This window comes from Lysobacter sp. Root916 (assembly GCF_001429785.1).
Taxonomy (GTDB): domain Bacteria; phylum Pseudomonadota; class Gammaproteobacteria; order Xanthomonadales; family Xanthomonadaceae; genus Lysobacter.
The window spans coordinates 210,288-233,128 of sequence record NZ_LMJF01000015.1 but is presented as its reverse complement, the minus strand read 5'-3'; the positions used below and the strand labels follow the sequence as shown (position 1 = coordinate 233,128).

The following is a 22,841-nucleotide window of genomic DNA, read 5'->3' as shown; positions in this document are numbered from 1 at the left end:
GGGGTGCCGGGAGATTATAGCGGAGCGCCGACCGCAGCCTGTCCCGCGTACAGGCCATGGCGCTCGATATAGACCGCCACGGGCGCCGGCACCAGGTCCTGCCAGGGCTGGCCGGCGGCGATGCGCTGGCGTACCTGACTGGCCGATTCGGCGTGCAGGGGCTGGTTCAGGCGCAGCACCCGCCCGGCCGGGGCGCCACGCAGGGCGGCCGCATCGGCGGCCTCGCGCCCGCCGATCTGGGCCGCCAGTTCCGGGGCCAGGCCCTGTTCCAGCGAGCTGCCAGGGCGCTGCGCGACCACGAAATGGGCCAGATCGAACAGGGCCCGCCACTCGTGCCACTGCGGCAGGCCCAGGAAGCTGTCGGCGCCCACCAGCAGCGCGACCGGCGCGTCCGCGCCGATCTGCGCGCGCAGTTCGCGCAGGGTTTCGACGGTGTAGGAACGGCCGGCGCGCGCGAGTTCGCGCGTATCCACGACCAGGCCCGGCTCGCCGGCGACCGCGAGGTCGAGCATGCGCGCGCGCTGGGCCGCGTTGGCGCCCGGCGGGGCGCGATGCGGCGGATCGGCGGCGGGCATCAGCCGCACCGTGGCGTCCAAGGCGTCGCGCGCGGCGCGCGCGATCGCCAGATGGCCGTCGTGGACCGGGTCGAACGTGCCGCCGTAGAAGACCAGCAGGCTCACGGCGCCGCCGTCGCGGCGCGGCGGTCGCGCGGGCCGTGCCCGTTCACGCGCCGCCCGCGGTCAGCAGTCGCGCCGCGCGCGGTTCGGCCACGGCCAGCAGCAAGCGCTCCAGCGCGACCCAGGCATCGCCGGCCTCGCGGCCCTTGGCCATGCGGTCGACGCGGCCGGCCTGGGCGACGAACACGTCCCAGCGCCGCGCGTCGTGGCGCTGCAATGCGCGCCGGTACATCGGTTGTTTGGAATCCCACACGCGCTGGGCCTTGAACTCCGCCGACAGGTTGCCGCCGCGCGCGTTCACGCGCGCCAGCGCGGCGCCGCGTTGCAATTCGATCACCACCATGCCCAACAGCGCCGGCACCGCTTCGCCTTCGGCGCGCAGTCCGGCGAGCATGCGCGAGACCTGCGCGCCCTGCCCGTTCATGGCCGCATCGACCACCCGGAACACGTCGTAGCGCGCGGCGTCGGCGACCAGGGATTCCATACGCGCCAGGTCGATGCTCTCGCCGTCGGACAACAGGGCGAGCTTGTCGACTTCCTGGGCGGCCGCGAGCAGGTTGCCCTCGACGCGGTCGGCCAGGCTCTGCACCGCGTCGCGGTCGGCGCGCAGGCCGCGCGCGCGCAGGCGGCGCTCGATCCATTCGGGCAGCTCGTGCGGCTTGATCTGCCAGGCGATCGCGACCCGGCCGACGCGGCCGATCGCTTCGCTCCACTTGCCACCGTGCTGCTTGCTCCACTCCCCGCACGTCACCAGCAGGCACACGTCCTGGGGCGGGTCGGCGCAGAAACCGGAAACGACTTCGGCGCCGTCCTTGCCGGGCTTGCCGGTGGGCAGGCGCAGCTCGACCAGGCGCCGGCTGGCGAACAGGCTGGGCGCGCGGAAACTGGCCTCGAGCGCATTCCAGTCGGGTTCGCGCTGGTTGCCCTCGGCTTCGAACACTTCGCGCTCGGCGATGCCCTGCTGGCGCGCGGCGGCGCGCACGGCGTCGGCGGCTTCGAGCACGCGCAGCGGCTCGGGGCCGGCGATCAGGTAGGCGGGACGCAGCGGCTCGGACGCGACTTGGGCCGCCAGCTGTTCCGGCTTGAGCTCCATCGTCAGCGCGGCTTGGGCGGTGCCGGTTCGGTCTGGGCGGGAGGCTGCGGCGCGACCGATTCGGCCGCTTCCATCGCCGCCTGCGCGGCATCGGTGGCGATCGGCCGTTCGCGCGCGCTGGGCGCGGCGCCGGCGCCGCCATCAACTTTCTTCACCACCGCGTCGATGCGACGCAGCACCGAGGCGCTCATCTCGCGGCGCATTTCGCGCTGCAGGACTTCGCGCTCGCCTTCGGTGCCCAGCGAGTTGACCGGGTTGGAGACGTAATCGCGCGACAGTTCGACGGTCTGGCGCGGCACCAGGGCGGTGCCGTCGGCCTTGCGCAGTTCGAAGATCACCGCATAGCGCAGGCTGTATTCCTGGGTACGGCCGAGCTGGTCCAGCGCGACCGGGGTATCGCCCCAGCGCTCGGACAGCAGGTCCAGCACCGCCGCCGATTCGGTCTCCGGCGTGGCCGGGACCGCGCCGGCGCGGGTCAGCGCGGTGGCCAGCGATTCGGCCAACGGACTGTAGCGGTCCACCGACACCACGCGCACCGGACCCAGGTCCGGCGGCAATGTCAGCGCGCTGCGCAATTGGAAACCGCAAGCCGACAAGGCCAGCACGAGGGCAGCCGTAGCGGCGGCGATGAACGGACGACGGGTCATGCGCGAAGTCTGGACGAGCGGGCCGCGCGCATCAATAGCGGGGCGGACTTGGGCTGAACGAGGCTTCAGGGGTTGCGGGAAGCAAATCCCCCCTGGCCCCCCTTTTTCAAAGGGGGGAACAGCAAAGGCGGAACCACTGATTGCTCGCTGGCTTTGCCTCCCCCGTTGAATAGGGCGAAGGCGTGCGTTTACGAACCGCGGGTTGGTGCGCGACCGAACGCCAGCGGGCTATGCCCGCTGGCCGGAGGGGGATATGCGCGTGGACTCAGCTCGCGACGATGTTGACGATCTTGCCCGGCACCACGATCACCTTGCGCACGCTCAGGCCTTCCAGGTACTTGAGCACGTTCGGCTCGGCCAGGGCCAGGCGTTCGGCCTCTTCCTTGGCGACGTTGACCGCGACCTCGATGGTGCCGCGCAGCTTGCCGTTGACCTGCACCGCCAGGGTGACCGCGTCGCGCTGCAGCGCCGAACGATCGGCCTGCGGGAAGCTCAGGTCCTCCAGCAGGGTCTCGGCGTGGCCCAGGACCTGCCACAGGGCGTGGCTGGCGTGCGGGGTGATCGGGTTGAGCAGCAGCACCGCCGCGGCCAGCGCTTCCTGGCGCAGGGCGCGGCCGTTGGCGCTGGCATCGTCGAACTTGGACAGATGGTTCAGCAGTTCCATCACCGCGGCGATCGCGGTGTTGAAGCTGTGGCGGCGGCCGTAGTCGTCGCCGACCTTCTGGATGGTCTCGTGCAGCTGGCGGCGCAGGGTCTTCTGCGCGGGGTCCAGCGTGGCCAGATCCAGCGCCGGCGCGGGGCCGTCGGCGACGTGCTTGTGCACCATCGTCCACAGCCGGCGCAGGAAGCGCGCCATGCCTTCGACGCCGGCCTCGTTCCACTCCAGCGACTGCTCCGGCGGGGCGGCGAACATCGAGAACAGGCGCACCGTGTCGGCGCCGAACTTGCCGACCATCAGCTGCGGATCGACGCCGTTGTTCTTCGACTTCGACATCTTCTCGGTGCCGCCGATCTCGACGGGCTGGCCATCGGCCTTTAGCGTCGCACCGGTGATGCGGCCGCGCTCGTCGCGGATCACGTCCACGTCGGCCGGATTGAACCAGTCCTCCGAGCCCTTCGGGCCGCGGTAGAAGGTTTCCGCGATCACCATGCCCTGGGTCATCAGGTTGACCGCCGGCTCGTCGCTGTCGACCAGGCCCTGATCGCGCATGAGCTTGTGGTAGAAGCGGAAGTACATCAGGTGCAGGATCGCGTGCTCGATGCCGCCGATGTACTGGTCCACCGGGGTCCAGTACTTGGCGCGCTCGTCGACCTGCGCGGCCGCGCCCGGCGAGGTGTAGCGCGCGTAGTACCAGCTCGACTCCATGAAGGTGTCGAAGGTGTCGGTTTCGCGCTCGGCGTCGCCGCCGCAGCTCGGGCAAGTGGTCTTGCGCCACTGCGGGTCGGATTTGATCGGCGAGGCCACGCCGCTGAATTCCACGTCTTCGGGCAGCACCACCGGCAGTTGGTCCTCCGGCACCGGCACGTCGCCGCAGCGCGGGCACAGGATCACCGGGATCGGGCAACCCCAATAGCGCTGGCGGCTCACGCCCCAGTCGCGCAGACGGTAATTGACCCGGCGCACGACCCGGCCGTCGTCGCCGTAACGGGCGGCGATCGCGTCCAGGGCCTGCTGGAAATCCATGCCGTCGAAGCCGCCCGAGTTCACCAGCCAGCCGCGCTCGGTGTAGGCGCTTTCCTCGGCGATGCGGCGCTGGAAGTCCTCGACCACCTGCACCGCGGCGCCGGTGTCGTAGACGTCGACCGCGCCGGCCTCGCCCAGCGCGCTGCGCATCGGGTCGTCGTGGCGTGCGACGTGACGGCCGATCTCGTCCAGCGCGTCGCGCACTTCGTCGGGCACCACCACCATCTTGATCGGCAGCGCGTAGCGCAGGGCGAATTCGTGATCGCGCTGATCGTGGCCGGGCACGGCCATGACCGCGCCGGTGCCGTAGTTCATCAGCACGAAGTTGGCCACGTATACCGGCAGCTCCTCGCCGGTGACCGGATGCAGCGCGCGCAGGCCGGTGTCCATGCCGCGCTTTTCCTGGGTCTCCAACTCGGCCTCGGTGACGCCGCCGCGCTTGAGATCGGTCAGGAACGCGGCCAGGTCCGGATCGCTTTCGGCGGCACGCAGCGCCAGCGGATGCTCGCCGGCGATCGACACATAGGTCACGCCCATCAGGGTGTCGGGACGGGTGGTGAACACGGTCAGCGGCTCGACCGCGTGGCCGGCTTCGTCGCGCACGTCGAAGCGGATCTCCAGGCCCTCGCTGCGACCGATCCAGTTGCGCTGCATGGTCTTGACCGCATCCGGCCAGCCCGGCAGCGCGTCCAGGCCGTCCAGCAGCTCCTGAGCGTAGTCGGTGATCTTGAGGAACCACTGCGGGATCTCGCGCTTCTCCACCAGCGCGCCGGTGCGCCAGCCGCGGCCGTCGATCACCTGTTCGTTGGCCAGCACGGTCTGGTCGACCGGGTCCCAGTTGACCACCGAGTTCTTGCGGTAGGCCAGGCCCTGCTTCATCAGGCGCACGAACATGCGCTGCTCGTGCACGTAGTAGTCCGGACGGCAGGTCGCGAACTCGCGCGACCAGTCGATCGCGTAGCCCATGGTCTTGAGCTGCGCCTTCATGTGCTCGATGTTGGCGTAGGTCCACTTGGCCGGCGCGGTCTTGTTCTTGATCGCGGCGTTCTCGGCCGGCAGGCCGAACGCGTCCCAGCCCATCGGCTGCAGCACGTTGTGGCCGGTCATGCGCTTGTAGCGGCTGATGACGTCGCCGATGGTGTAGTTGCGCACGTGGCCCATGTGCAGCGCGCCCGAGGGGTACGGCAGCATCGACAGGCAGTAGTACTTGGGCTTGTCGGAGCGCTCGTCGACCTCGAAGGCGCGGGTACCGTCCCAGTAACGCTGGGCGGCGGCCTCCACGGACTTGGGGTCGAAGGCGTGGCTGTCGGTGGGGGCTGGTGCGACGTCGCTGGACACGGAGGGGGTCTGGCAGGGCAAGGAAAGACCCGAAAGCCTACCGCAGCGCACAAAAGCCCGCCATGGCGGCCGGCTCGGCGCGACGCCCGCAAGCCTCTCAGGAGCGGTTTACGCGCGTTTTCGCCGATGTTCCCGCGTGCCGCGCACCGGCCCAGCCGCCGCCGGCGAGGGTCGCCACCGCCTCGGGCCGGCCGCGCAATGCGCCGCGGCCGGCCGGTGCCGGCCGCGGCGCGCCTTACGGTGCGGCGGATTCAGCGCTTGGTGCACACCCAGGCAATCACCTTGCCGTTGCTGTCGTATACCGGCGTCGCCCTTTGCCCGATCGGGCACAGGAGCAGAGGCTGGGTGGTCGCCAGGGCCAGGGTCGGCAACACCGCGACGACGGCGAGGAGCAGACAGAGCGTCAGTTTCATGGACGAACTCCTGTTGATTTCCGCAAAGGTTCGCTTGCATGCTGCGGCGGCCCATTCCCGGGCCGCGCGGGCGATTGTCACCGCATTCGGACCGGCATGTGCGAAGTCGGTCGCATTCTCTTTCGGTGCGCTAGCGTATGGCGCGCCCCATTCTTCACGTGCACAGCCGGAATCCACGATGACTCGTCCGTCCGCCGCCGTATCGTTCGTCCTCGCCGCCCTCCTCGCCCCGCCCGCCTTCGCCGCCGAAGCCCCGACCGCGCTGCACTGCGGCAAGTTGTTCGATGCGCGCAGCGGCCAGCTGCTCGACGCCCGCACCGTGGTCGTGCGCGAAGGCAAGGTCGCCGAGGTGCTGGCGGGCCGCGCCGAGGTCGCCGGCGCGCGCGCGATCGACCTCAGCAGCCACACCTGCACGCCGGGCTGGACCGATCTGCACGTGCACCTGGGCTCGCAGTCCAGCCCGCAGAGCTATTCGGAAGGCTTCCGCCTCGACGACGTCGACTTCGCGTTCCGCTCCGTCGGCTTCGCCAAGAAGACCCTGATGGCCGGCTTCACCAGCGTGCGCGACCTCGGCGGCGAAGTCAGCCCGCATCTGCGCGACGCGATCAACCAGGGCCTGGTCGACGGGCCGCGGATCTGGGCCGCGGGCAAGTCGATCGCCACCACCGGCGGCCACGCCGACCCCACCAACGGTTACAACGACGCGCTCTCGCACCTGATCGGCCCGCCCGGCCCCACCGAGGGCGTGATCAATTCGATCGACGACGCGCGCCAGGCCGTGCGCCAGCGCTACAAGGACGGCAGCGACGTGATCAAGATCACCGCCACCGGCGGCGTGCTGTCCTACGCCAAGTCCGGCGACGCGCCGCAGTTCACCGTCGAGGAGGTCAAGGCTATCGTCGACACCGCCAAGGATTACGGCTACCGCGTCGCCGCGCATGCGCACGGCGAGGAAGGCATGAAGCGCGCGGTGCTCGGCGGCGTCACCAGCATCGAGCACGGCACCTACATGAGCCCGGAAGTGATGTCGCTGATGAAGCAGAAGGGAACCTGGTACGTGCCGACCATCTACGCCGGCCGCTTCGTCGCCGAGAAGGCCAAGATCGACGGCTATTTCCCGGAAGTGGTGCGCCCCAAGGCCGCGCGCATCGGCGCCCAGATCCAGGACACCGCCGGCCGCGCCTACCGCGGCGGGGTCAAGATCGCGTTCGGCACCGACATGGGCGTGGGCCCGCACGGCGACAACGCCCGCGAGTTCGTCTACATGGTCGAAGCCGGCATCCCGGCCGCGACCGCGCTGCAGGCCGCGACCATCCGCGCCGCCGAGGTGTTGGGCGTGGACGACCAGGGCGTGATCGAAGCCGGCAAGCGCGCCGACATCGTCGCCGTGCCCGGCGACCCGATCGCCGATATCAACGCGGTGATGAAGGTCGACTTCGTGATGAAGGACGGCAAGGTCTACCGTCAGCCCGGCGCGACCGACTGAGGTCGCCCGCGATGCGGCGCCTGGCGGCGCTGATCCTCGCGCTGGCGCCGGCCTGGGCCAGCGCGGCCGACAGCGTCTGCTACGGCACGCCGGGCAAAGGCCGGCTCGAGCACGGCGTGCAGCTGCCGGGCTCGGGCCGCAATTTCGTGCCCTACAGCAGCGTCGGCGTGGGACTGGGTCGCACCTACGCGCATGCCAAGGTGCAACGCTCGATCGCGGATGCCTACGCGGAGCTCGCGCGTACGCGCCCCGCGACCACCTACATGTACGGCGAATCCGGCTGGGCCGTGGGCGGCCGCATCCAACCGCATCGCACCCACCAGAACGGTCTGGCCGTGGATTTCATGGTGCCGGTGCTGGACGCACGCGGACGCTCGGTCGCCTTGCCCACCAGCATCGCCAACCGGTTCGGCTACGACATCGAGTTCGACGCCCAGGCACGTTACGGCGAGCTGCGCATCGATTTCGAGGCGATCGCCGATCACCTGCACGCCGTGCAGGTCGCGGCCGCGAAACAGGGCGTCGGCATCTCCCGCGTGATCTTCGAACCGGCCTACCTGCCGCAGCTGTACCGGACCCGACGCGGCGCCTACCTCAAGCGGCATATCCGCTTCATGCAGGGCCAAGCCTGGGTGCGCCACGACGAGCACTACCACATCGATTTTCTGCTGCCCTGCAAACCCTTGCGGGGCTAGCATCAGCTTCGGCATCCAGGCCGGGCAACCACGGGGAGCGCCGCGATGGATCTGGAATGGATGGGTTACGTCGCCGCGACCCTGACCACGCTGTCGTTCCTGCCGCAGGCGGTGAAGACCATCCGCAGCCGCGACACGCGCGGCATCTCGCTGGGCATGTACGTGGTGTTCACCCTCGGGGTCGGCTTCTGGTTCGGCTACGGCCTGGCCCTGCACTCCTGGCCGATGATCGTGTCCAACGCGATCACCTTCGCGCTGGCGGCGACCATCCTGGGTCTGAAACTCAAATACGGCTGAGGCTCAGCGAGGCGCCGCCCGTGCGCGCGCCGCGACCAGCCACCACAGCAGCCAGGTCGCGAACGCCGCGCGCTGGGCCAGACCCGCCGGCAGCAGCGAGGGCAGCACCAGCGCGAACAGCAGCACCGCCAGCGCGGCAACCAAGCTGGCCAGGCTCAGCGTGTGCAGCTCCGGACGCGCGCGGCTGCGGCTGCCCAGCGCGATCGCGAATGCGCCCGCGGCGAAGGCCAGCCACCACAGCAGCCACACCGTCGCATGCAGGCGGCTGGGCGCGGAGTCGAAGTCCTGCGTGTCCAGCGGCAGCAGGCCCTGCGCGGCGAAAGCCAAGGCCGACAACAACACCAGCTGCGTACCCACGCGCACGCTCCAGCGCGTGCCGGCCAGCGCTTCGCGCAGCCCCAGCGCCACCGCCGCGGCGAGCAGGCCCGGCAGCACGAACGCGAACAGGTTGAACCACCGCGCGTAAGGCACGCCCGAGCCGCCCAGCCACGCGACCGGATGTTGGGTATGCGCATAGCCGTCGAACGCCGCGCCGAAACCCGCCAGCGCCAGTACGAAGGACAGCAGCGCGGCCGCGGCCGCGATCGATTTCCAGGATTTCACGGCAACTCCCATACGAATACGTCCTCGACGCCGACTTCGAACGCGCGCGCGATCCGGAACGCCAGTTCCAGCGACGGCGCGTAGCGTCCGGCCTCCAGCGCGATGATGGTCTGGCGGGTCACGCCGCAGGCGTCGGCCAGCGCCTGCTGGGTCATTTCGCCGCGCTCGAAGCGCAGGCGGCGGATGTGGTTGCGGATCGGGGTGGCGACCATGCGCGCGCTCAGTGCCGATCGCGCCAGTAGTAGACCGCGCTGGCCGCGTACTCGCACAGCCAGCCCCACATCAGCGCGAACACCAACAGGCTGGACACCATCGCCGGCGTCGCCCAGGCCAGGCGCGAGGCCGGGCTCAGGCCCAGCGTCACCGCGATCCCGATCACGCCGAAGATCAGCGCGCCGTGGCCCCAATCGGCGGCGTGACGGGCGATCTCGCGGTCGCGCTCGTCCTCGCCGACCGCGCCGCGCCATCGCGAGCCCAGCACCTGCGACAGCACCGCCCAGGCGATCAGCAGCAGCACCAGATGGCGCCCGACCGCGCCGGCCTCCGGATTGCGCCACAGCTCGGCGCCCTGGAACACCTGCACCTTGGCCAGGTAATAGGCCACCGCGACGAGCATGAACCCCAGGCCGATCCAGGCCCGCCATTCGCCCAGGGCGGCGCGGCCCTCGAACTCGGAACGCGGTACCCGATGCAGCAACAGCAACGAGCCCCAGGCCGCGGTGACCAGCAAGGCCACCCCGACCTTGCCACCGTCGAAGCCCAGCACCGCCGACGGGTTGGCGATCAGCAGCCACAGCGACAGCCCCGCCACCGCCAGCAACCCGGCCAAGCCCCAGCTACGCGTCATCATGGTGTCTTCCCCGCCAGACAATATGTACGCTGTACATTACATTTGCTCCAACGCATGTCAAGTATTTTTTACATGTCTTGGATTCGCCCCGGGCTGGCACCATGTCCGGCTGATCGTTTACGCAGGACCGCCCATGACCGTCTCCGCTCCGCAGCCGCACGTCTTCGACGCCACCACCGACCGCTTCGAGGCCGAGGTCCTGCAGCGTTCGCTGCAGACGCCGGTCCTGGTCGACTTCTGGGCCGCCTGGTGCGAGCCCTGCAAGACCCTCGGGCCGCTGCTGGAAAAGCTGGCCGGCGAGTACAACGGCGCCTTCGTCCTGGCCAAGGTCGACGTGGACGCCGAGCAGCAGCTGGCCGGCATGTTCCAGATCCGCTCGATCCCGACCGTGTACCTGGTCAAGGACGGTCAACTCGTCGACGGCTTCCCGGGCGCGCTGCCCGAGGGCCAGCTGCGCGAATTCCTCAGCCACCACGGCATCCAGCCGGCCGCCGCCGTCGAGGAACCCGTGGCCGAGGCGCCGGAGCCCACGCTGGACCCGCATGCCGAAGTGCTGCGCCTGCGCGCCGAAGTCGCGGCCGAGCCCGATCAGGACGAGCGCAAGCTCGAACTGGCGCTGGCCCTGCTGCGCACCGGCGCCGCTCACGAGGCCGAGCAACTGCTGGACGGGCTGCCCGCCAACCTGGCCACCGACGACCGCGCCCTGCGCGCCCGCGCGCGCCTGGGCTTCGCCGCCCTGCTCAAGGACGCGCCCGCGCCGGAAGTGCTGGAGGCGGCGATCGCCAGCGACGAGACCGACCTGCGCGCACGCCACCTGCTCGGCGCGCACCGCCTGATCGGCGGCCAGTCCGAAGCCGCGCTGGAGCAGTTCATCGAGATGCTGCGCCGCGACCGCGCCTACCAGGACGGCCTGCCGCGCAAGGCCTTGATCGACGCCTTCCGCGTGGTCGAGGACGAAGACCTGGTCGGCCGCTACCGCCGCAAGATGTCCTCGCTGCTGTTCTGAGCCGCCCCGTCCCCAGGAGCGAGCGCCCGCCTTCGCTCGCTCCTCACCCCTCCAAGCTCACTCCCCGCCCTTGACTATACGCATGCGTATGGCAGGCTGAGCGCCCCCGCCCGCCGCGACCGCGCATGAAAGCCAACACCCTGAAACTCGGCCTCAACCTGTGGCCGCCGTTCCTGTTCAGCGGCATCCGGGTGCGCGAGATCGCGCCCGACTACCGTCACGCGCGGGTCGAACTGCGGATGCGGCCGTGGAACCGCAACTACGTCGGCACCCACTTCGGCGGCAGCCTGTTTTCGATGACCGATCCGTTCTGGATGCTGCTCGCGCTCAATGCGCTAGGCCGCGACTACATCGTCTGGGACAAGGCCGGCGCGATCGAATTCGTGAAGCCCGGCCGCGGCACCGTGCACGCCGAATTCGCGCTCGACGAGCAGGTGTTGCAGGAGCTGCGCGAGGCCACCGCCGGCGGCGAGAAAACCCTGCGCTGGTTCGACACCGACGTGATCGACGGCGCCGGCGAGGTGGTCGCGCGCGTGCGCAAACAGCTCTACGTGCGCCGCAAACCCGGCCGCGACTGAGGCACGGCGCTGTGCGCAACACGTCGGCAAGCAGGATGTGAAGACCGGCTACGGTCTATTTCTGACGTAATAGGGCCATTCCCGACACACTCCAGGTGCTTGCGCGCCTGTCGCACGCGATGGCCTGTCGCCTTGCGCTTGCAACGAGGCACAATGGGCGTGCGCGACAATGGATGGCGCGTCTTCACGTAATTTGCGTGATGTGAGTGTGGTCAGTCCCGGCACGCATCAGCGTATGCTGGGCACTCGCGACAGGGGGCCGCGATGTCCAGGTCTACACAAAATCCGCACGAAGACTCAGCGCCGTTGCCGGAGATCGCCGGCTATCGCCTGCGCCGCGTGATCAATCACGGCGGCATGTCGACGGTATACCTGGGCGAACAGATCGGCTTGGCGCGCGAAGTCGCGATCAAGGTCATGCTGCCGTTGGCGCTGTCGGACGAAGTCAGCCGCCGCCGCTTCGAAAACGAAGTGCGCACCATCGCAAGACTCGAACACCCCAACGTCGTGGTGATCCACGAAGTCGGACGCACCCGCGAAGGGCTGCCCTATTACGCCATGCCGTATCTGGCGCGCGGCCATCTGGGTCAGCGCGATCTGAGCAAGGACGAGCCGCGCGCGATCTCGATCATGGAGACGCTGCTGTCGGCGCTGGACTACGCGCATGCGCGCGGCGTCGTGCATCGCGACGTCAAGGCCGAGAATGTGTTGTTCGACGACGCCGAGCGCCCGCTGTTGGCCGACTTCGGTATCGCCCTGCGGCGCGGCTTCGGCCCGCGCGTGACCGCGGCCGGCCTGGCCGTGGGCAGCACCGCCTACATGGCGCCGGAACAGGCGCGCGGCGAAGACGTCGACGGCCGCGCCGACCTTTACAGCCTGGGCGTGCTGGGCTGGGAAATGCTGACCGGCCGCCTGCCCTTCGAGGCCGCCGATGCGCTGTCGATGGCGGTGATGCACGCGCAGGATCCGATTCCCAAGCTGCCGCAGCACCTGCGTCACTGGCAGCGCTTCATGAACCGCGCGTTGGCCAAGCAACCCGGCCAGCGTTTCCAGGACGCGGCCGAAATGACCGAAGCGCTGGCCGATGTGCAGCGCAGCGGTTTCGTGCACAGCCTCAAGCGCCTGATGCCGCGCCGCAACCGCCTGCGCCAGTGGGCGGTGCCGCTGTGGGCCGGCGTGGCGGTGGCCGCGGTGGCGGTGGTCGCGATCGGCTTCGGCCTGAGCAGCGCCCAGGACGACGAATTCTTCCGGGTCGAACGCGCGGCCGCCGCGCCGGCCAGCGCGGTGGCCAGCCCTGCCGCCGGCGACCCCACCGACGCCATGCTCGCGCCGCTGCCGGAAGCGCCGCTGCAGCGTTCGCTGGAGGAAGCGCGCCGCTACATCCGCCTGGGCAAGCTGACCGCGCCGGCCGACGGCAACGCCTACAACAGCCTGCTCACCGCCTGGCACGCCGACAGCACCAGTCCGGACGTGCGCGCGGGCGTGACCGAACTCACCCGCGCGCTGGGCGACCAGCTCGCCGCGGCCGTGCGCGAGCGCAACGATCAGCGCGCGCGCGAACACATGCTCAACGCCACCACCCTGGCCCAGCAGACCGGCAGCGCCGACTCGCCCGCGATGCGCGCGTTGCGCGAACAGGCCGTGGCCGCGCTGCAGGCGCGCATCGAACTGGACGGCAAGCGCAACGATCGCGAGGACGCGCAGCGCTCGGCCGCGCTGGCGGCCGAACTCGACCTGCCCAAGGCCACCTCGGCGCGCCTGATCGCGCAAGCCAAGGCGATCGGCGGCCTGCGCGCCGGCGAGACGGTCGCGGTCGGCAGCCTGACCCAGGACAACAGCCGCATCACCGTCGCGCTGAGCCCGCGCCCGGTCAGCCGCGCCGAGTACGCACGCTTCGCCAGCGCCAGCAACCGCAGCCCGGCGCTGTGCCGCGAGCGCGCGTCGCTGCTGCGCGTGCTGGCGCCGCGCAACTGGGAATCGCCGGGCTTCAAGCAGGGCGACGGCGAGCCGGTGGTCTGCGTCTCGCAGGCCGACGCCGAAGCCTATGCGCAGTGGTACAGCCAGCAGACCGGCCGCCGCTACCGCCTGCCGTCCGCGGCCGAGGCCGAGAACCTCAACGACACTCCCGGCCGCGCGCTGTCGATGTGGCTGCGCGACTGCGGCCGCGACTGCCAGCAGCGCCAGGCCAGCGGCGCTTCCTGGCGCAGTCGCCAGGCCCAGCGCCCCCTGGCCGCCGCGCGCGGCTACGACGACGTCGGCTTCCGACTGGTGCGCGAGCGCTAAGCGCGTCGGCGGAGCCCTTGTAGGATGCGGTGAGCCAAAGGCGAACCGCATCGTCGCGCGGCCGCCCCAACGACGACGGCCCGATTCTCGTTGCCTCTGGCCCCTGTGGCGGGTACCGGCTCGTCCGAAGCGCGCGGCCCGCGCCCACCGCAAACCCAGGCCCCCATCGCGGCACCGCCGCGCATGCCCGCGCTCGCCTACAATCTGGCGCCATGCGCATGTCCAACCTGCAACGCCTGTTCCTCACCGGTCTGCTCACCCTGCTGCCGATCTGGCTGACCTGGGTGGTGGTCAAGTTCGTGTTCGTGCTGTTGTCCGACACCAGCCGGCCGCTGATCGACCCGCTGCTGGCCAATCTGGCCGCGACCAATCCGCAGGCGCTGGGCTGGCTTACCGAGCGCTGGTTCGCCACCGCGCTGGCCCTGGCCGCGACCTTGGGCGTGATCCTGCTGTCGGGCGTGATGGCGCGGCGCGTGTTCGGCCAGACCTTGTTGCGCGGCTTCGAGGCGCTGATCAAGCGCATCCCGCTGGCCAGCACGATCTACTCCAGCGCGCGCCAGTTGCTCGACATCCTGCAGACCAAGCCCGACGGCACCCAGCGCGTGGTGCTGATCGACTTCCCGCATACCGAGATGAAGTCGATCGGCTTCGTCACCCGCGTGCTCAAGGAACAGGGCACCGGCCGCGAGCTGGCGGCGGTGTACGTGCCGACCACGCCCAACCCGACCTCGGGCTATCTCGAGATCGTGCCGGTGGAAAAGATCACCCCGACCGATTGGAGCGTCGACCAGGCGATGAGCTTCATCATCTCCGGCGGCGCGGTATCGCCGGAGACGATTCCGTTCTCCGTTCCCGTCGCCACCGACGCACCCACTTCCAATTGAGGCCTGCATGAGCCAGCAAGGACGCACCGCACTCGCCCGCCTTTTGCCGTTCTCCCCGCTGAAAAAGAGCGGATGGGTGGATTTGCTTTTCGCTTCGCGCGGAGCGGGAGCAAAAGCAAAAGCAAATCCCCCGCCGTCCGCTACGCGGACGTCTGCCCCCTTTTTCAAAGGGGGCGCATTCCAAGGGGGCGCATTCCAAGGGGGCGCACTCAAAGGGGGCGTTTTGTTGGCGCTGCTGTTGTCGGCGCTGGCCCTGCCGGCCGCCGCGACCGAATCGGTGGCCTTGCTGCCGCAGACGATCAAGCTGGACGACGGCCGCAGCTTCAAGCTCACCCTGCCGGCCAATCTCGAAGTCGTGCCGGTGGCGCAGGGCTACAAGCGCATCCGCTTCTTCGCGCGCAGCCCCGATGGCCGCATCTTCCTCACCGACATGCGCGACCTCAGCGACAACCGCAAGGGCCGCGTGCTGATCCTGGACGGCTGGGACGAGAAGAAGGCCAAGTTCGCCCGCATCACTCCTTACCTGACCGACCAGCGCAACCCCAACAACCTGGCCTTCCACACCGACAAGCAAGGCCAGCAGTGGCTGTACCTGGCGCTGACCGACAAGCTGGTGCGCTACCGCTATCGCGCCGGCGATCTCGCGCCCAGCTCGGCGCCCGAGACGCTGGCGACGTATCCCGACTACGGGCTGAGCTACAAGTACGGCGGCTGGCACCTCACCCGCACGGTCGCGTTCGCCAACAACGGCAAGATGTACGTCTCGGTCGGCAGCAGCTGCAACGCCTGCATCGAGAAGGAGCCGGTGCGCGCGACGGTGATGGAATACAACCCCGACGGCAGCGGCGCGCGCGTGTACGCGCGCGGCCTGCGCAACGCGGTCGGCCTGATCGCCCACGACGACCGCCTGATCGCGACCAACCAGGGCTCCGATCACCTCGGCCTGGACAAGCCCGACGAGACCTTCTTCAAGCTGACCGACGGCGCCGACTACGGCTGGCCGCATTGCTACCACAGCCGCGGCAAGGTCTACGCCGATCCCAAGTTCCCGCGCGCCGCCGGCTGCGCCAAGGTGCCGCGCGCGTTCGGCTGGTTCCCCGCGCATGCCTCCGCGCTCGGCGTGGACTGGTTCCCGGCCGGCGACGGCAGCCTCGCCAATCAGTACGTGGTCGCCCTGCACGGCTCCACCAACGCCAAGATCGGCCATGGGTACAAGCTGGTGCGGGTCAACGCCGACGGCAGCAACGGCGGCGACCTGATCACCGGTTTCCTCGACGGCGCCAAGGTCAACGGCCGCCCCTGCGGCGTGCTGCGCATGGGCCGCGACGCGTTCCTGTTCACCGACGACAAGTACGGCGTGATTTATTACGTGAGACCGAAACGATGAGCGCAGCCGCGCCCGGGATCGTGACCAAGACGCTGGAAGACCGCGCGCTGCGCTTGTTCATCGTGCTGTCGGCGTTCTTCTGCGTGAACGCAGTGCTGGCCGAGTTCATCGGGGTCAAGATCTTCGCGCTCGAGGACACGCTCGGGATCGCGCCGCTGCAGTGGAACCTGTTCGGCCAGAGCGGTTCGCTGAGCTTCACCGCCGGCACCCTGTTGTGGCCGGTGGTGTTCCTGATGACCGACGTCATCAACGAGTTCTTCGGCCGCCGCGGCGTGCGCACGATCTCCTGGCTGGCCGCGCTGCTGATCGTGTACGGCTTCGTGTTCGCGTTCGCCGCGATCTCGCTGGCGCCGGCCGGCTGGTGGGTGAAGGCGGCGCAGTCGCAGGGCGTGGCCGATTACCAGGCCGCGTTCGCGGCGGTGTTCGGCCAGGGCCTGTGGACCATCGCCGGCTCGCTGGTGGCCTTCATGCTCGGCCAGCTGATCGACGTGGCCGTGTTCCACCGCATCCGCAACGCCACCGGCGAGAAGCACATCTGGCTGCGCGCGACCGGCTCCACCGCGGTCTCGCAGCTGGTGGACAGCTTCGTGGTGCTGTACATCGCCTTCGTGCTGGGGCCGCAGAAGTGGCCGACCTCGCTGTTCCTGGCGGTCAGTACGGTCAACTACGCCTACAAGATGCTCGCGGCGATCGCGATGATTCCGCTGATCTACCTGGTGCGCGCGGTCATCGTGCGCTACCTGGGCGCGGCGCGGGCGCAGCAATTGCGCGACGAAGCCGCCGCCTGAACGCGACGCGCGCCGCGATTGCGCGCATCCGGGGCCGCGCCGGCCGCGATCCGTGACTTCCGACCGGGGCGGCTGCGCGGCCGCTCGGCCATGCTGGGGGACTCATCGCTCCTGGGAACCCGTAATGACCTTGCGCCCGCTCGCTCTCGCACTCGCTTTGACGGTCGCCGCCGCGGCCATCGCGCCCGGCTACGCAGCCGAAGCCCCCAAGGCCGCCGCCGCCGACCAGGCCAAGGCCGCCAAGCTCACCGCCCTGTACGGCCAGTACTGGGAAGAAATGCTGAAGCTCAACCCCGTCCAGGCCACCTTCCAGGGCGACAACCGCTACAACGATCAGCTGCCCGATTTCGGCACCGCCGAATACCGCAAGGAATCGCACGATTTCACCGTGCGCTGGCTCAAGACCGTGCAGGACATCGGCCCGGCCGGCCTGCAGGGCCAGGACCTGCTGAGCTACGAGACCTTCGTGCGCGATGCCAAGAGCTCGCTGGACTCCGAGCAGTTCCCCGACTGGATGATGCCGATCAACCAGATGGGCAGCATGGCCAGCTTCGCCGTGCAGCTGGGCTCGGGCACCGGCCCGCAGCCGTTCAAGACGGTCAAGGACTACGACAACTGGCTCGCGCGCGGCAACAAGCTGCCGGTGCTGTTCGACACCGCGATCGACAACATGCGCCAGGGCATGAAGGCCGGCGTGGTCCAGCCCAAGGCGCTGATGATCAAGGTGATCCCGCAGCTGGACGCGCTGATCAAGGACAAGCCGGAAGAGACGCTGTTCTGGGGCCCGATCACCAACCTGCCCAAGGACTTCTCCGACGCCGACAAGCAGCGCCTGACCGCGGCCTACCGCGAGATGATCGCCAGCCGCCTGCTGCCGGCCTACAAGAAGCTGCGCACCTTCATCAACGACGAATACCTGCCGGCCACGCGCGACAGCGTCGGCATCGACAAACTGCCCAACGGCCAGGCCTGGTACGCGTTCAACGCGCGTCAGCGCACCACCACCAACCTCAGCCCGGCGCAGATCCATCAGATCGGCCTGGACGAGGTCGCGCGCATCCACGGCGAAATCCGCAAGGTGATGACCCAGGTCGGCTTCAAGGGCTCGCTGCAGGACTTCTTCAAGTTCATGCAGACCGATCCGCGCTTCAGCTTCAAGACCGAGGACGCCCTGCTGGCGCACTACCGCGCGCTGGAAGCCAAGATCAACCAGAAGATCCCGCAGCAGTTCTCGCTGGTGCCGAAGGCGCCGTTCGAGATCCGCGCGGTCGAACCCTTCCGCGCCCAGTCCGCGGCCGGCGGCGAATACCGCAGCCCCAGCGAGGACGGCAGCCGTCCGGGCGTGTTCTACGTGAACACCTACGACCTGCCCACGCGCAAGACCTGGGACGCCGAGGATCTGTACCTGCACGAGGCGATCCCGGGCCACCACTTCCAGCTCGCGCTGCAGCAGGAGCTGACGGGCATTCCGGCCTTCCGCCGCTTCGGCGGCGAAACCGCCTTCATCGAGGGCTGGGGCCTGTACGCCGAATCGCTGGGCAAGGACCTGGGCGTCTACACCGATCCCTACGACTACTTCGGCTACCTGCAGAACGAGCTGTGGCGCGCGATCCGCCTGGTCACCGACACCGGCCTGCACAGCAAGGGCTGGACCCGCGAGCAGGTGATCAAGTACATGCTCGACAACTCCGCCGAAAGCGAAACCCAGTCCACCGCCGAGGCCGAGCGCTACATCGCCTGGCCGGGCCAGGCGCTGGCCTACAAGATCGGCGAGCTCAAGATCCAGGAACTGCGCCGCAAGGCAGAAAAGGAACTGGGCCCGAAGTTCGACGTGCGCGAGTTCCACGCCGAAGTGCTGAAGGACGGCTCGGTGGCGCTGGACGTGCTGGAGCAGAAGATCGACCGTTGGATCGCCAGCAAGAAGGGCTGATCGGGCCCGCGATCGGACAGAAGAAGCCGGGCTTGCCCGGCTTTTTCTTTGCCTGGGTTGGCGGGCTTGGGCAACGCCCGTCTCGGTCCCCGTCCAGGCCCGGCCTGCCGACCGCAGCCGCGGCCCAAAGCCATGCCCGACGTGTCCATTCAGCTTCAGCGCTCGGGTGCAGCCCCCCTTGCAGACCCCGCGCCTGCCGCCCTGAGCGGCCTGCGCCAGGGCCGGCGCCGCGCCGTCGTCGCCCTGAGGGGCCGCCACCGCGCCCACACCCAAGGCGGCGAAAAAATCGCCACAAGGCACCGTCAAGCCGCATAATAGTGCGCGGCCCGTCACATTTTGGGCTCGATATCCTGCCCTAGCCCATAGCGCCAGCCACGGAAGACGGATGTTCGCCATTGCAGTGCCGACCCACCACGCCAGGCGATGGCGTCCGCTGGGCCGATTTCTTGTCGCCCTCCTGATCACCCTCGTACTGTCCGCCACGGCCTCGGCCCAGGAGTGGACCTATCGAGTGCGACCGGGCGACAACCTGTGGGAGCTCAGCGCACGCCATCTGCGCACCGACGTCGACTGGCGCCGTCTGCAGCAACTCAATCGCGTCGCCGATCCGTATCGCCTGCCGCCCGGCACCCTGCTGCGTTTCCCGGTGTCCTGGTTGCGCATCGAACCGGCCAAGGCGCGTCTGGTCGCGCTGCGCGGCGCGGTGCGCGCGCAAGTGTCCTCGCGCGCCAGCGTGACCTCGGCCAGCCAGGGCTTGCGCCTGAGCATCGGCGGTTGGTTGGAAACCGGGCCCGGCGCCAGCGCCACCCTGGAATTCGCCGACGGCTCGCGCCTGATGCTGATGGACAACAGCCGCATCGTGTTCGACCGCCTCAGCGCCTACGGCCAGACCGGCATGGTCGACACCCGCATGCGCCTGCAGCGCGGCCGTGCCGCTAACCGGGTGATCCCCGCGCGCGGTCCGGCTTCGCGCTACATCATCGAAACGCCGTCGGCGACATCGAGCGTGCGCGGCACCCGTTTCCGCGTGAACGCGGGCGGCGACGCGCAGCCGGGCAGCACCGAAGTGCTGGAAGGCAAGGTCCAGGTCGGCGGCGCCCAGGGCGCGGGCGTGCTGGTGCGTCCCGGCTACGGCAGCGTCGCCGCCAGCGGCGCGCCGACCTCGGCGCCGACCCGGCTGCTGCCCGCGCCGACGCTGGAGGATGCCGCCACCCAACTGGCCTCGCTGCCGATGACGCTGAGCTGGGCGGCGATGCCCGACGCGGTCGCGTACCGGATCGAAGTGGTGCGCGACGACGCGCCCGACGTGCTGCTGTTCGAAGCGCTCACCGCCGCCACCCGCCTGCGCATCGCCGACCTGCCGCCCGGCCGTCATCGCGTGCTGCTGCGCGCGGTCGCCGCCAACGGCCTGGGCGGCGAAGACGTCGAGCGCGGCTTCGAAGTCAGCGACCACCCCTTGCCGCCGCTGACCCTGCGCCCGCTCGACGGCGAGACCGCGCACACGCCGCGTCCGCGCTTCGAATGGGCGCGCGTCGAAGACGCCGCCGGCACCACCCTGGAACTGGCCGACGATCCGGCATTCGAGCGTCTGCGCCTGCAGACGCGTGTGGACGGCCAGCGCTATCGCCCGTCCGAACCGCTGCCGCCGGGTCGCTACTACTGGCGCCTGGCTTCGCGCGACGGCAACGGCCGCAGCGGTCCTTACGGCGACGCGCTGACGTTCGACGTCAGCGATGCGCCGGTGGATCCGGGCCTGCAGCCGCCCGAAGCCGCGCAAGGCCAACTGACCCTGCGCTGGAAGGACGCGGCGCCGGGCCAACGTTTCCATATCCAGGTCGCGCGCAAACCCGACTTCGCAAAGCCGCTGCTGGATCGCGAAGTCGAGCAGCCGCAGGTCAGCCTCGACCGCCCCGGCGGCGGCCGCTGGTACGTGCGCGTGCAGACCATCGACGACGACGGCTACGTCGCGCCATACAGCCCGGCGCAACAGATCCGTCTGCCCTGCCGCGTGTGCTACGCCGGCGCGGGCGCCACCTTGCTGTTGCTGCTGGCCTTGTGAACATCCGCGCGTCGTCCTGGCCCCTGCGTATCGCCGCGGCCTTCGCCGCCGCGGGCCTGGCGGCGCTGATCAGCGCCAGCGGCGCGTTCTGGTGGCTGGACGACGCCTTCTACGACCAGCATCTGGCGGCGTGGACCTACCCGCCCGACGACGACGTCATCGTGGTCGCGGTCGACGACCAGAGCCTGGGCGAGCTCGGCCAATGGCCCTGGCCGCGCGACCTGCATGCGCAACTGCTGGACCGCCTGCACCGCGCCGGCGTGCGCGGCGTCGCCCTGGACCTGGTGTTCGCCGAACCCGACCGCAGCGGCGAGGCGCACGACTTCGCGCTCGCCGACGCGCTGCGCCGCAACGGCCGCGTGGCCTTGCCGGTGATCGCCGCCGCGCCCAGCCAGAACGGGCCGCCGGTGGAAGTGTTGCCGACGCCGGTGCTGGCCGCGGCAGCGGCCACGCTGGGCCACACCGACATCGAACTCGACGCTGAAGGCACCGCGCGCGGCCTGTACCTGCGCGCCGGGCTGGGCGAAGCGCGCTGGCCGGCGCTGGCGCTGGCGACCATCGGCCTCGACCCGGCGTATGCGCGCCGACCGCTGCCCGGCCTGCGCCGGCCCGCCAGCGAAGGCGGATCGCCCTATCAATGGACGCGCGACCACTATGTGCGCATCCGCTACGCCGGCCCGCCCGGCAGCTTCGCCCAGGTCTCCTACGCCGACGTGATCTCCGGCCGCGTGCCGGTCGAACTGCTGCGCGGGCGCTGGGTCGTGGTCGGCGTGACCGCGGCTGGGCTGGCGCCGCCGTTTCTGACCCCGATGTCCGACGAGTTGCGCATGCCGGGCGCCGAGTACCAGGCCAACGTGATGGAGATGCTGCTGCACGGTCGCGCGATCGTGCCGCTGGCGCCGCAATGGGGCGCCGCGCTCACCGCCGCGGTGGTGCTAGTGGTGGTGCTGTGCATCCTGGTGCCCGGTTTCCCGCGCCCCTTGCTGCTGACCTCCGCCTGCGTCTTGGCCACCCTCGCCGCCAGCATCGCGCTGCTGCGCATGGGCAATCTGTGGTTTCCGCCCGCGACCGCGATCGTCGCGATCGCGCTGGCCTACCTGGCCTGGATGATCGGGCACCTGCGCCATTGGCGTCGCCAGGCCCATCTGGACACCCTCACCCGCCTGGCCAACCGCCGCCGCTTCGATCATGTGCTCGAGCGCGAACTCGCCAGCGCGCGCCGCACCCGCGCGCCGTTGACCCTGGCCCTGATCGACGTCGACCACTTCAAGGCCTACAACGACGCCGAAGGCCACCGCGCCGGCGACAAGGTGCTGCGCCAAGTCGCCCACATCATCGCCGCGCACGCGCGCCGCCCACGCGACCTCGCCGCGCGCTTCGGTGGCGACGAGTTCGCCATCGTCCTGCCCGACACCGCCGCCGAGGGCGCGGCCCTGGTCGCCGCAGCCCTGCTCGCCGACATGCGCGCGCTCAACCTGCGCCATGGAGACGCCCTGGGCGGCGCCAAGGTCAGCATCAGCATCGGTTTGCATACCTGCGTGCCCGGCAACCACACGCGCGAACGCACCTTGTTCGATGCGGCCGACGCCGCCCTGTATCGCGCCAAGGAGAACGGGCGCGACGGCTATGCGGCGACGCGATCGGTCGAGGCCGAGTAGCCGCGGACCGCGCTCATCGCATCATTCCTCGGGCATGCGATCGGCGGGAATGTAGTCGCGCAAGCGCCGCATCAGCTCGCACTGCGCCGCAGCGCGATCCGGAAACGTCTCCCGCCAACGCGTCTGTATGTTCGAAACGCCGGATTCGGGCTCCACATCGAAGTCCAAGCCGATACCGAATCCGGACTTCACCGGCGCGATGTGCAACCTGTATTCGAACCCATCTTTCGCGGTGATCGTCCGCAACGGCGCCGACGCGAAGACCGGACAATTTTTCAGATAGGCTTCGTCGCGAAAGACGACGATCTTCATCGCCAGCGCAAGCACCGCGACGAAGGTGACGAGCAAAAGCGCTGCCCACCAACCGATGAGCCAGGCGCCCGCCAAGATCATGAGCGGGCCCAGCACCAGCAGAACGAAGAAGGCTCGGTACCGGAAGCAGACGAAGGCCAGCGCGAGCACGAATCAGCCCGCCACGAAGATCG

The 22,841-nt window shown here is 69.7% G+C and carries 21 protein-coding genes; 12 read left to right on the top strand and 9 right to left on the bottom strand.

The window, feature by feature from the left end; translation table 11 throughout:
* Positions 1–14: 14 nt before the first annotated feature.
* From nadD to ASE35_RS21375, 5 genes are all read right to left on the bottom strand, one after another.
* Positions 15–680 carry a nicotinate-nucleotide adenylyltransferase gene (gene nadD / locus ASE35_RS17680; protein WP_057159661.1) on the bottom strand — a complete coding sequence of 222 codons (666 nt, stop codon included), beginning with the start codon at positions 678–680 and terminating at the stop codon, positions 15–17.
* Positions 681–723: 43 nt separating this feature from the next.
* Positions 724–1,770, bottom strand: coding sequence for a DNA polymerase III subunit delta (gene holA, locus ASE35_RS17675; RefSeq protein ID WP_057159662.1), 1,047 nt, complete (start codon positions 1,768–1,770; stop codon positions 724–726).
* Between the two features lie 2 nt (positions 1,771–1,772).
* Positions 1,773–2,417 (bottom strand): LPS assembly lipoprotein LptE, encoded by a 645-nt coding sequence (gene lptE, locus ASE35_RS17670; RefSeq protein WP_082607107.1) that lies wholly within the window; start codon positions 2,415–2,417, stop codon positions 1,773–1,775.
* 265 nt (positions 2,418–2,682) lie between these two features.
* Positions 2,683–5,439, bottom strand: a complete 2,757-nt coding sequence (gene leuS, locus ASE35_RS17665) for a leucine--tRNA ligase (protein WP_057164657.1) — start codon at positions 5,437–5,439, stop codon at positions 2,683–2,685.
* Between the two features lie 251 nt (positions 5,440–5,690).
* Positions 5,691–5,852 (bottom strand): hypothetical protein, encoded by a 162-nt coding sequence (locus ASE35_RS21375; protein ID WP_157489547.1) that lies wholly within the window; start codon positions 5,850–5,852, stop codon positions 5,691–5,693.
* 178 nt (positions 5,853–6,030) lie between these two features.
* Here ASE35_RS21375 and ASE35_RS17660 point away from each other — a divergent pair, with 178 nt between their 5' ends.
* Genes ASE35_RS17660 through ASE35_RS17650 form a run of 3 tightly spaced genes read left to right on the top strand, consistent with a single transcriptional unit; the run spans position 6,031 to position 8,330 of the window.
* Positions 6,031–7,338, top strand: a complete 1,308-nt coding sequence (locus ASE35_RS17660) for an amidohydrolase family protein (protein ID WP_057164656.1) — start codon at positions 6,031–6,033, stop codon at positions 7,336–7,338.
* A gap of 11 nt (positions 7,339–7,349) precedes the next feature.
* Positions 7,350–8,033, top strand: a complete 684-nt coding sequence (locus ASE35_RS17655) for a penicillin-insensitive murein endopeptidase (protein WP_057159664.1) — start codon at positions 7,350–7,352, stop codon at positions 8,031–8,033.
* 45 nt (positions 8,034–8,078) lie between these two features.
* The gene (locus tag ASE35_RS17650) at positions 8,079–8,330 is read left to right on the top strand and encodes a SemiSWEET transporter (RefSeq protein WP_056176222.1); all 252 of its coding nucleotides are present in this window, start codon (positions 8,079–8,081) and stop codon (positions 8,328–8,330) included.
* Positions 8,331–8,333: 3 nt separating this feature from the next.
* Here the strand turns inward: ASE35_RS17650 and ASE35_RS17645 are convergent, their stop codons facing one another.
* Genes ASE35_RS17645 through ASE35_RS17635 form a run of 3 tightly spaced genes read right to left on the bottom strand, consistent with a single transcriptional unit; the run spans position 8,334 to position 9,783 of the window.
* Complete coding sequence (locus ASE35_RS17645) at positions 8,334–8,933, bottom strand: DUF998 domain-containing protein (protein WP_235567163.1); 600 nt, start codon at positions 8,931–8,933, stop codon at positions 8,334–8,336.
* Complete coding sequence (locus ASE35_RS17640) at positions 8,930–9,130, bottom strand: helix-turn-helix transcriptional regulator (RefSeq protein ID WP_343123526.1); 201 nt, start codon at positions 9,128–9,130, stop codon at positions 8,930–8,932. Before ASE35_RS17640 ends, ASE35_RS17645 begins: the two co-directional genes overlap by 4 nt.
* A gap of 23 nt (positions 9,131–9,153) precedes the next feature.
* Entirely contained in the window at positions 9,154–9,783 is a 630-nt protein-coding gene (locus ASE35_RS17635; protein ID WP_057164655.1) for a hypothetical protein, read from the bottom strand.
* A gap of 133 nt (positions 9,784–9,916) precedes the next feature.
* Here ASE35_RS17635 and trxA point away from each other — a divergent pair, with 133 nt between their 5' ends.
* The 9 genes from trxA (at position 9,917) to ASE35_RS17590 (ending at position 22,356) form a co-directional block, all read left to right on the top strand.
* Positions 9,917–10,789 carry a thioredoxin gene (gene trxA, locus ASE35_RS17630; RefSeq protein WP_057164654.1) on the top strand — a complete coding sequence of 291 codons (873 nt, stop codon included), beginning with the start codon at positions 9,917–9,919 and terminating at the stop codon, positions 10,787–10,789.
* A gap of 125 nt (positions 10,790–10,914) precedes the next feature.
* Entirely contained in the window at positions 10,915–11,367 is a 453-nt protein-coding gene (locus ASE35_RS17625; RefSeq protein ID WP_057159667.1) for a DUF4442 domain-containing protein, read from the top strand.
* Between the two features lie 264 nt (positions 11,368–11,631).
* The gene (locus ASE35_RS17620; protein WP_082611349.1) at positions 11,632–13,650 is read left to right on the top strand and encodes a bifunctional serine/threonine-protein kinase/formylglycine-generating enzyme family protein; all 2,019 of its coding nucleotides are present in this window, start codon (positions 11,632–11,634) and stop codon (positions 13,648–13,650) included.
* Positions 13,651–13,862: 212 nt separating this feature from the next.
* Positions 13,863–14,534, top strand: coding sequence for a DUF502 domain-containing protein (locus tag ASE35_RS17615; protein WP_057159668.1), 672 nt, complete (start codon positions 13,863–13,865; stop codon positions 14,532–14,534).
* A 226-nt stretch (positions 14,535–14,760) separates the two neighbouring features.
* Positions 14,761–15,921 (top strand): PQQ-dependent sugar dehydrogenase, encoded by a 1,161-nt coding sequence (locus ASE35_RS17610; protein ID WP_200957053.1) that lies wholly within the window; start codon positions 14,761–14,763, stop codon positions 15,919–15,921.
* Positions 15,918–16,709, top strand: a complete 792-nt coding sequence (locus ASE35_RS17605; RefSeq protein WP_056176246.1) for a queuosine precursor transporter — start codon at positions 15,918–15,920, stop codon at positions 16,707–16,709. Before ASE35_RS17610 ends, ASE35_RS17605 begins: the two co-directional genes overlap by 4 nt.
* A 124-nt stretch (positions 16,710–16,833) precedes the next feature.
* Positions 16,834–18,639, top strand: a complete 1,806-nt coding sequence (locus ASE35_RS17600; RefSeq protein WP_057164652.1) for a DUF885 family protein — start codon at positions 16,834–16,836, stop codon at positions 18,637–18,639.
* A 385-nt stretch (positions 18,640–19,024) separates the two neighbouring features.
* Complete coding sequence (locus ASE35_RS17595; RefSeq protein WP_057164651.1) at positions 19,025–20,698, top strand: FecR domain-containing protein; 1,674 nt, start codon at positions 19,025–19,027, stop codon at positions 20,696–20,698.
* Complete coding sequence (locus ASE35_RS17590) at positions 20,695–22,356, top strand: CHASE2 domain-containing protein (protein ID WP_235568647.1); 1,662 nt, start codon at positions 20,695–20,697, stop codon at positions 22,354–22,356. The genes ASE35_RS17595 and ASE35_RS17590 overlap by 4 nt, the downstream gene beginning before the upstream one ends.
* Positions 22,357–22,377: 21 nt before the next feature.
* Here ASE35_RS17590 and ASE35_RS17585 read toward each other — a convergent pair whose 3' ends face one another.
* Positions 22,378–22,818, bottom strand: a complete 441-nt coding sequence (locus ASE35_RS17585) for a hypothetical protein (RefSeq protein ID WP_057164650.1) — start codon at positions 22,816–22,818, stop codon at positions 22,378–22,380.
* Positions 22,819–22,841 lie beyond the last annotated feature (23 nt).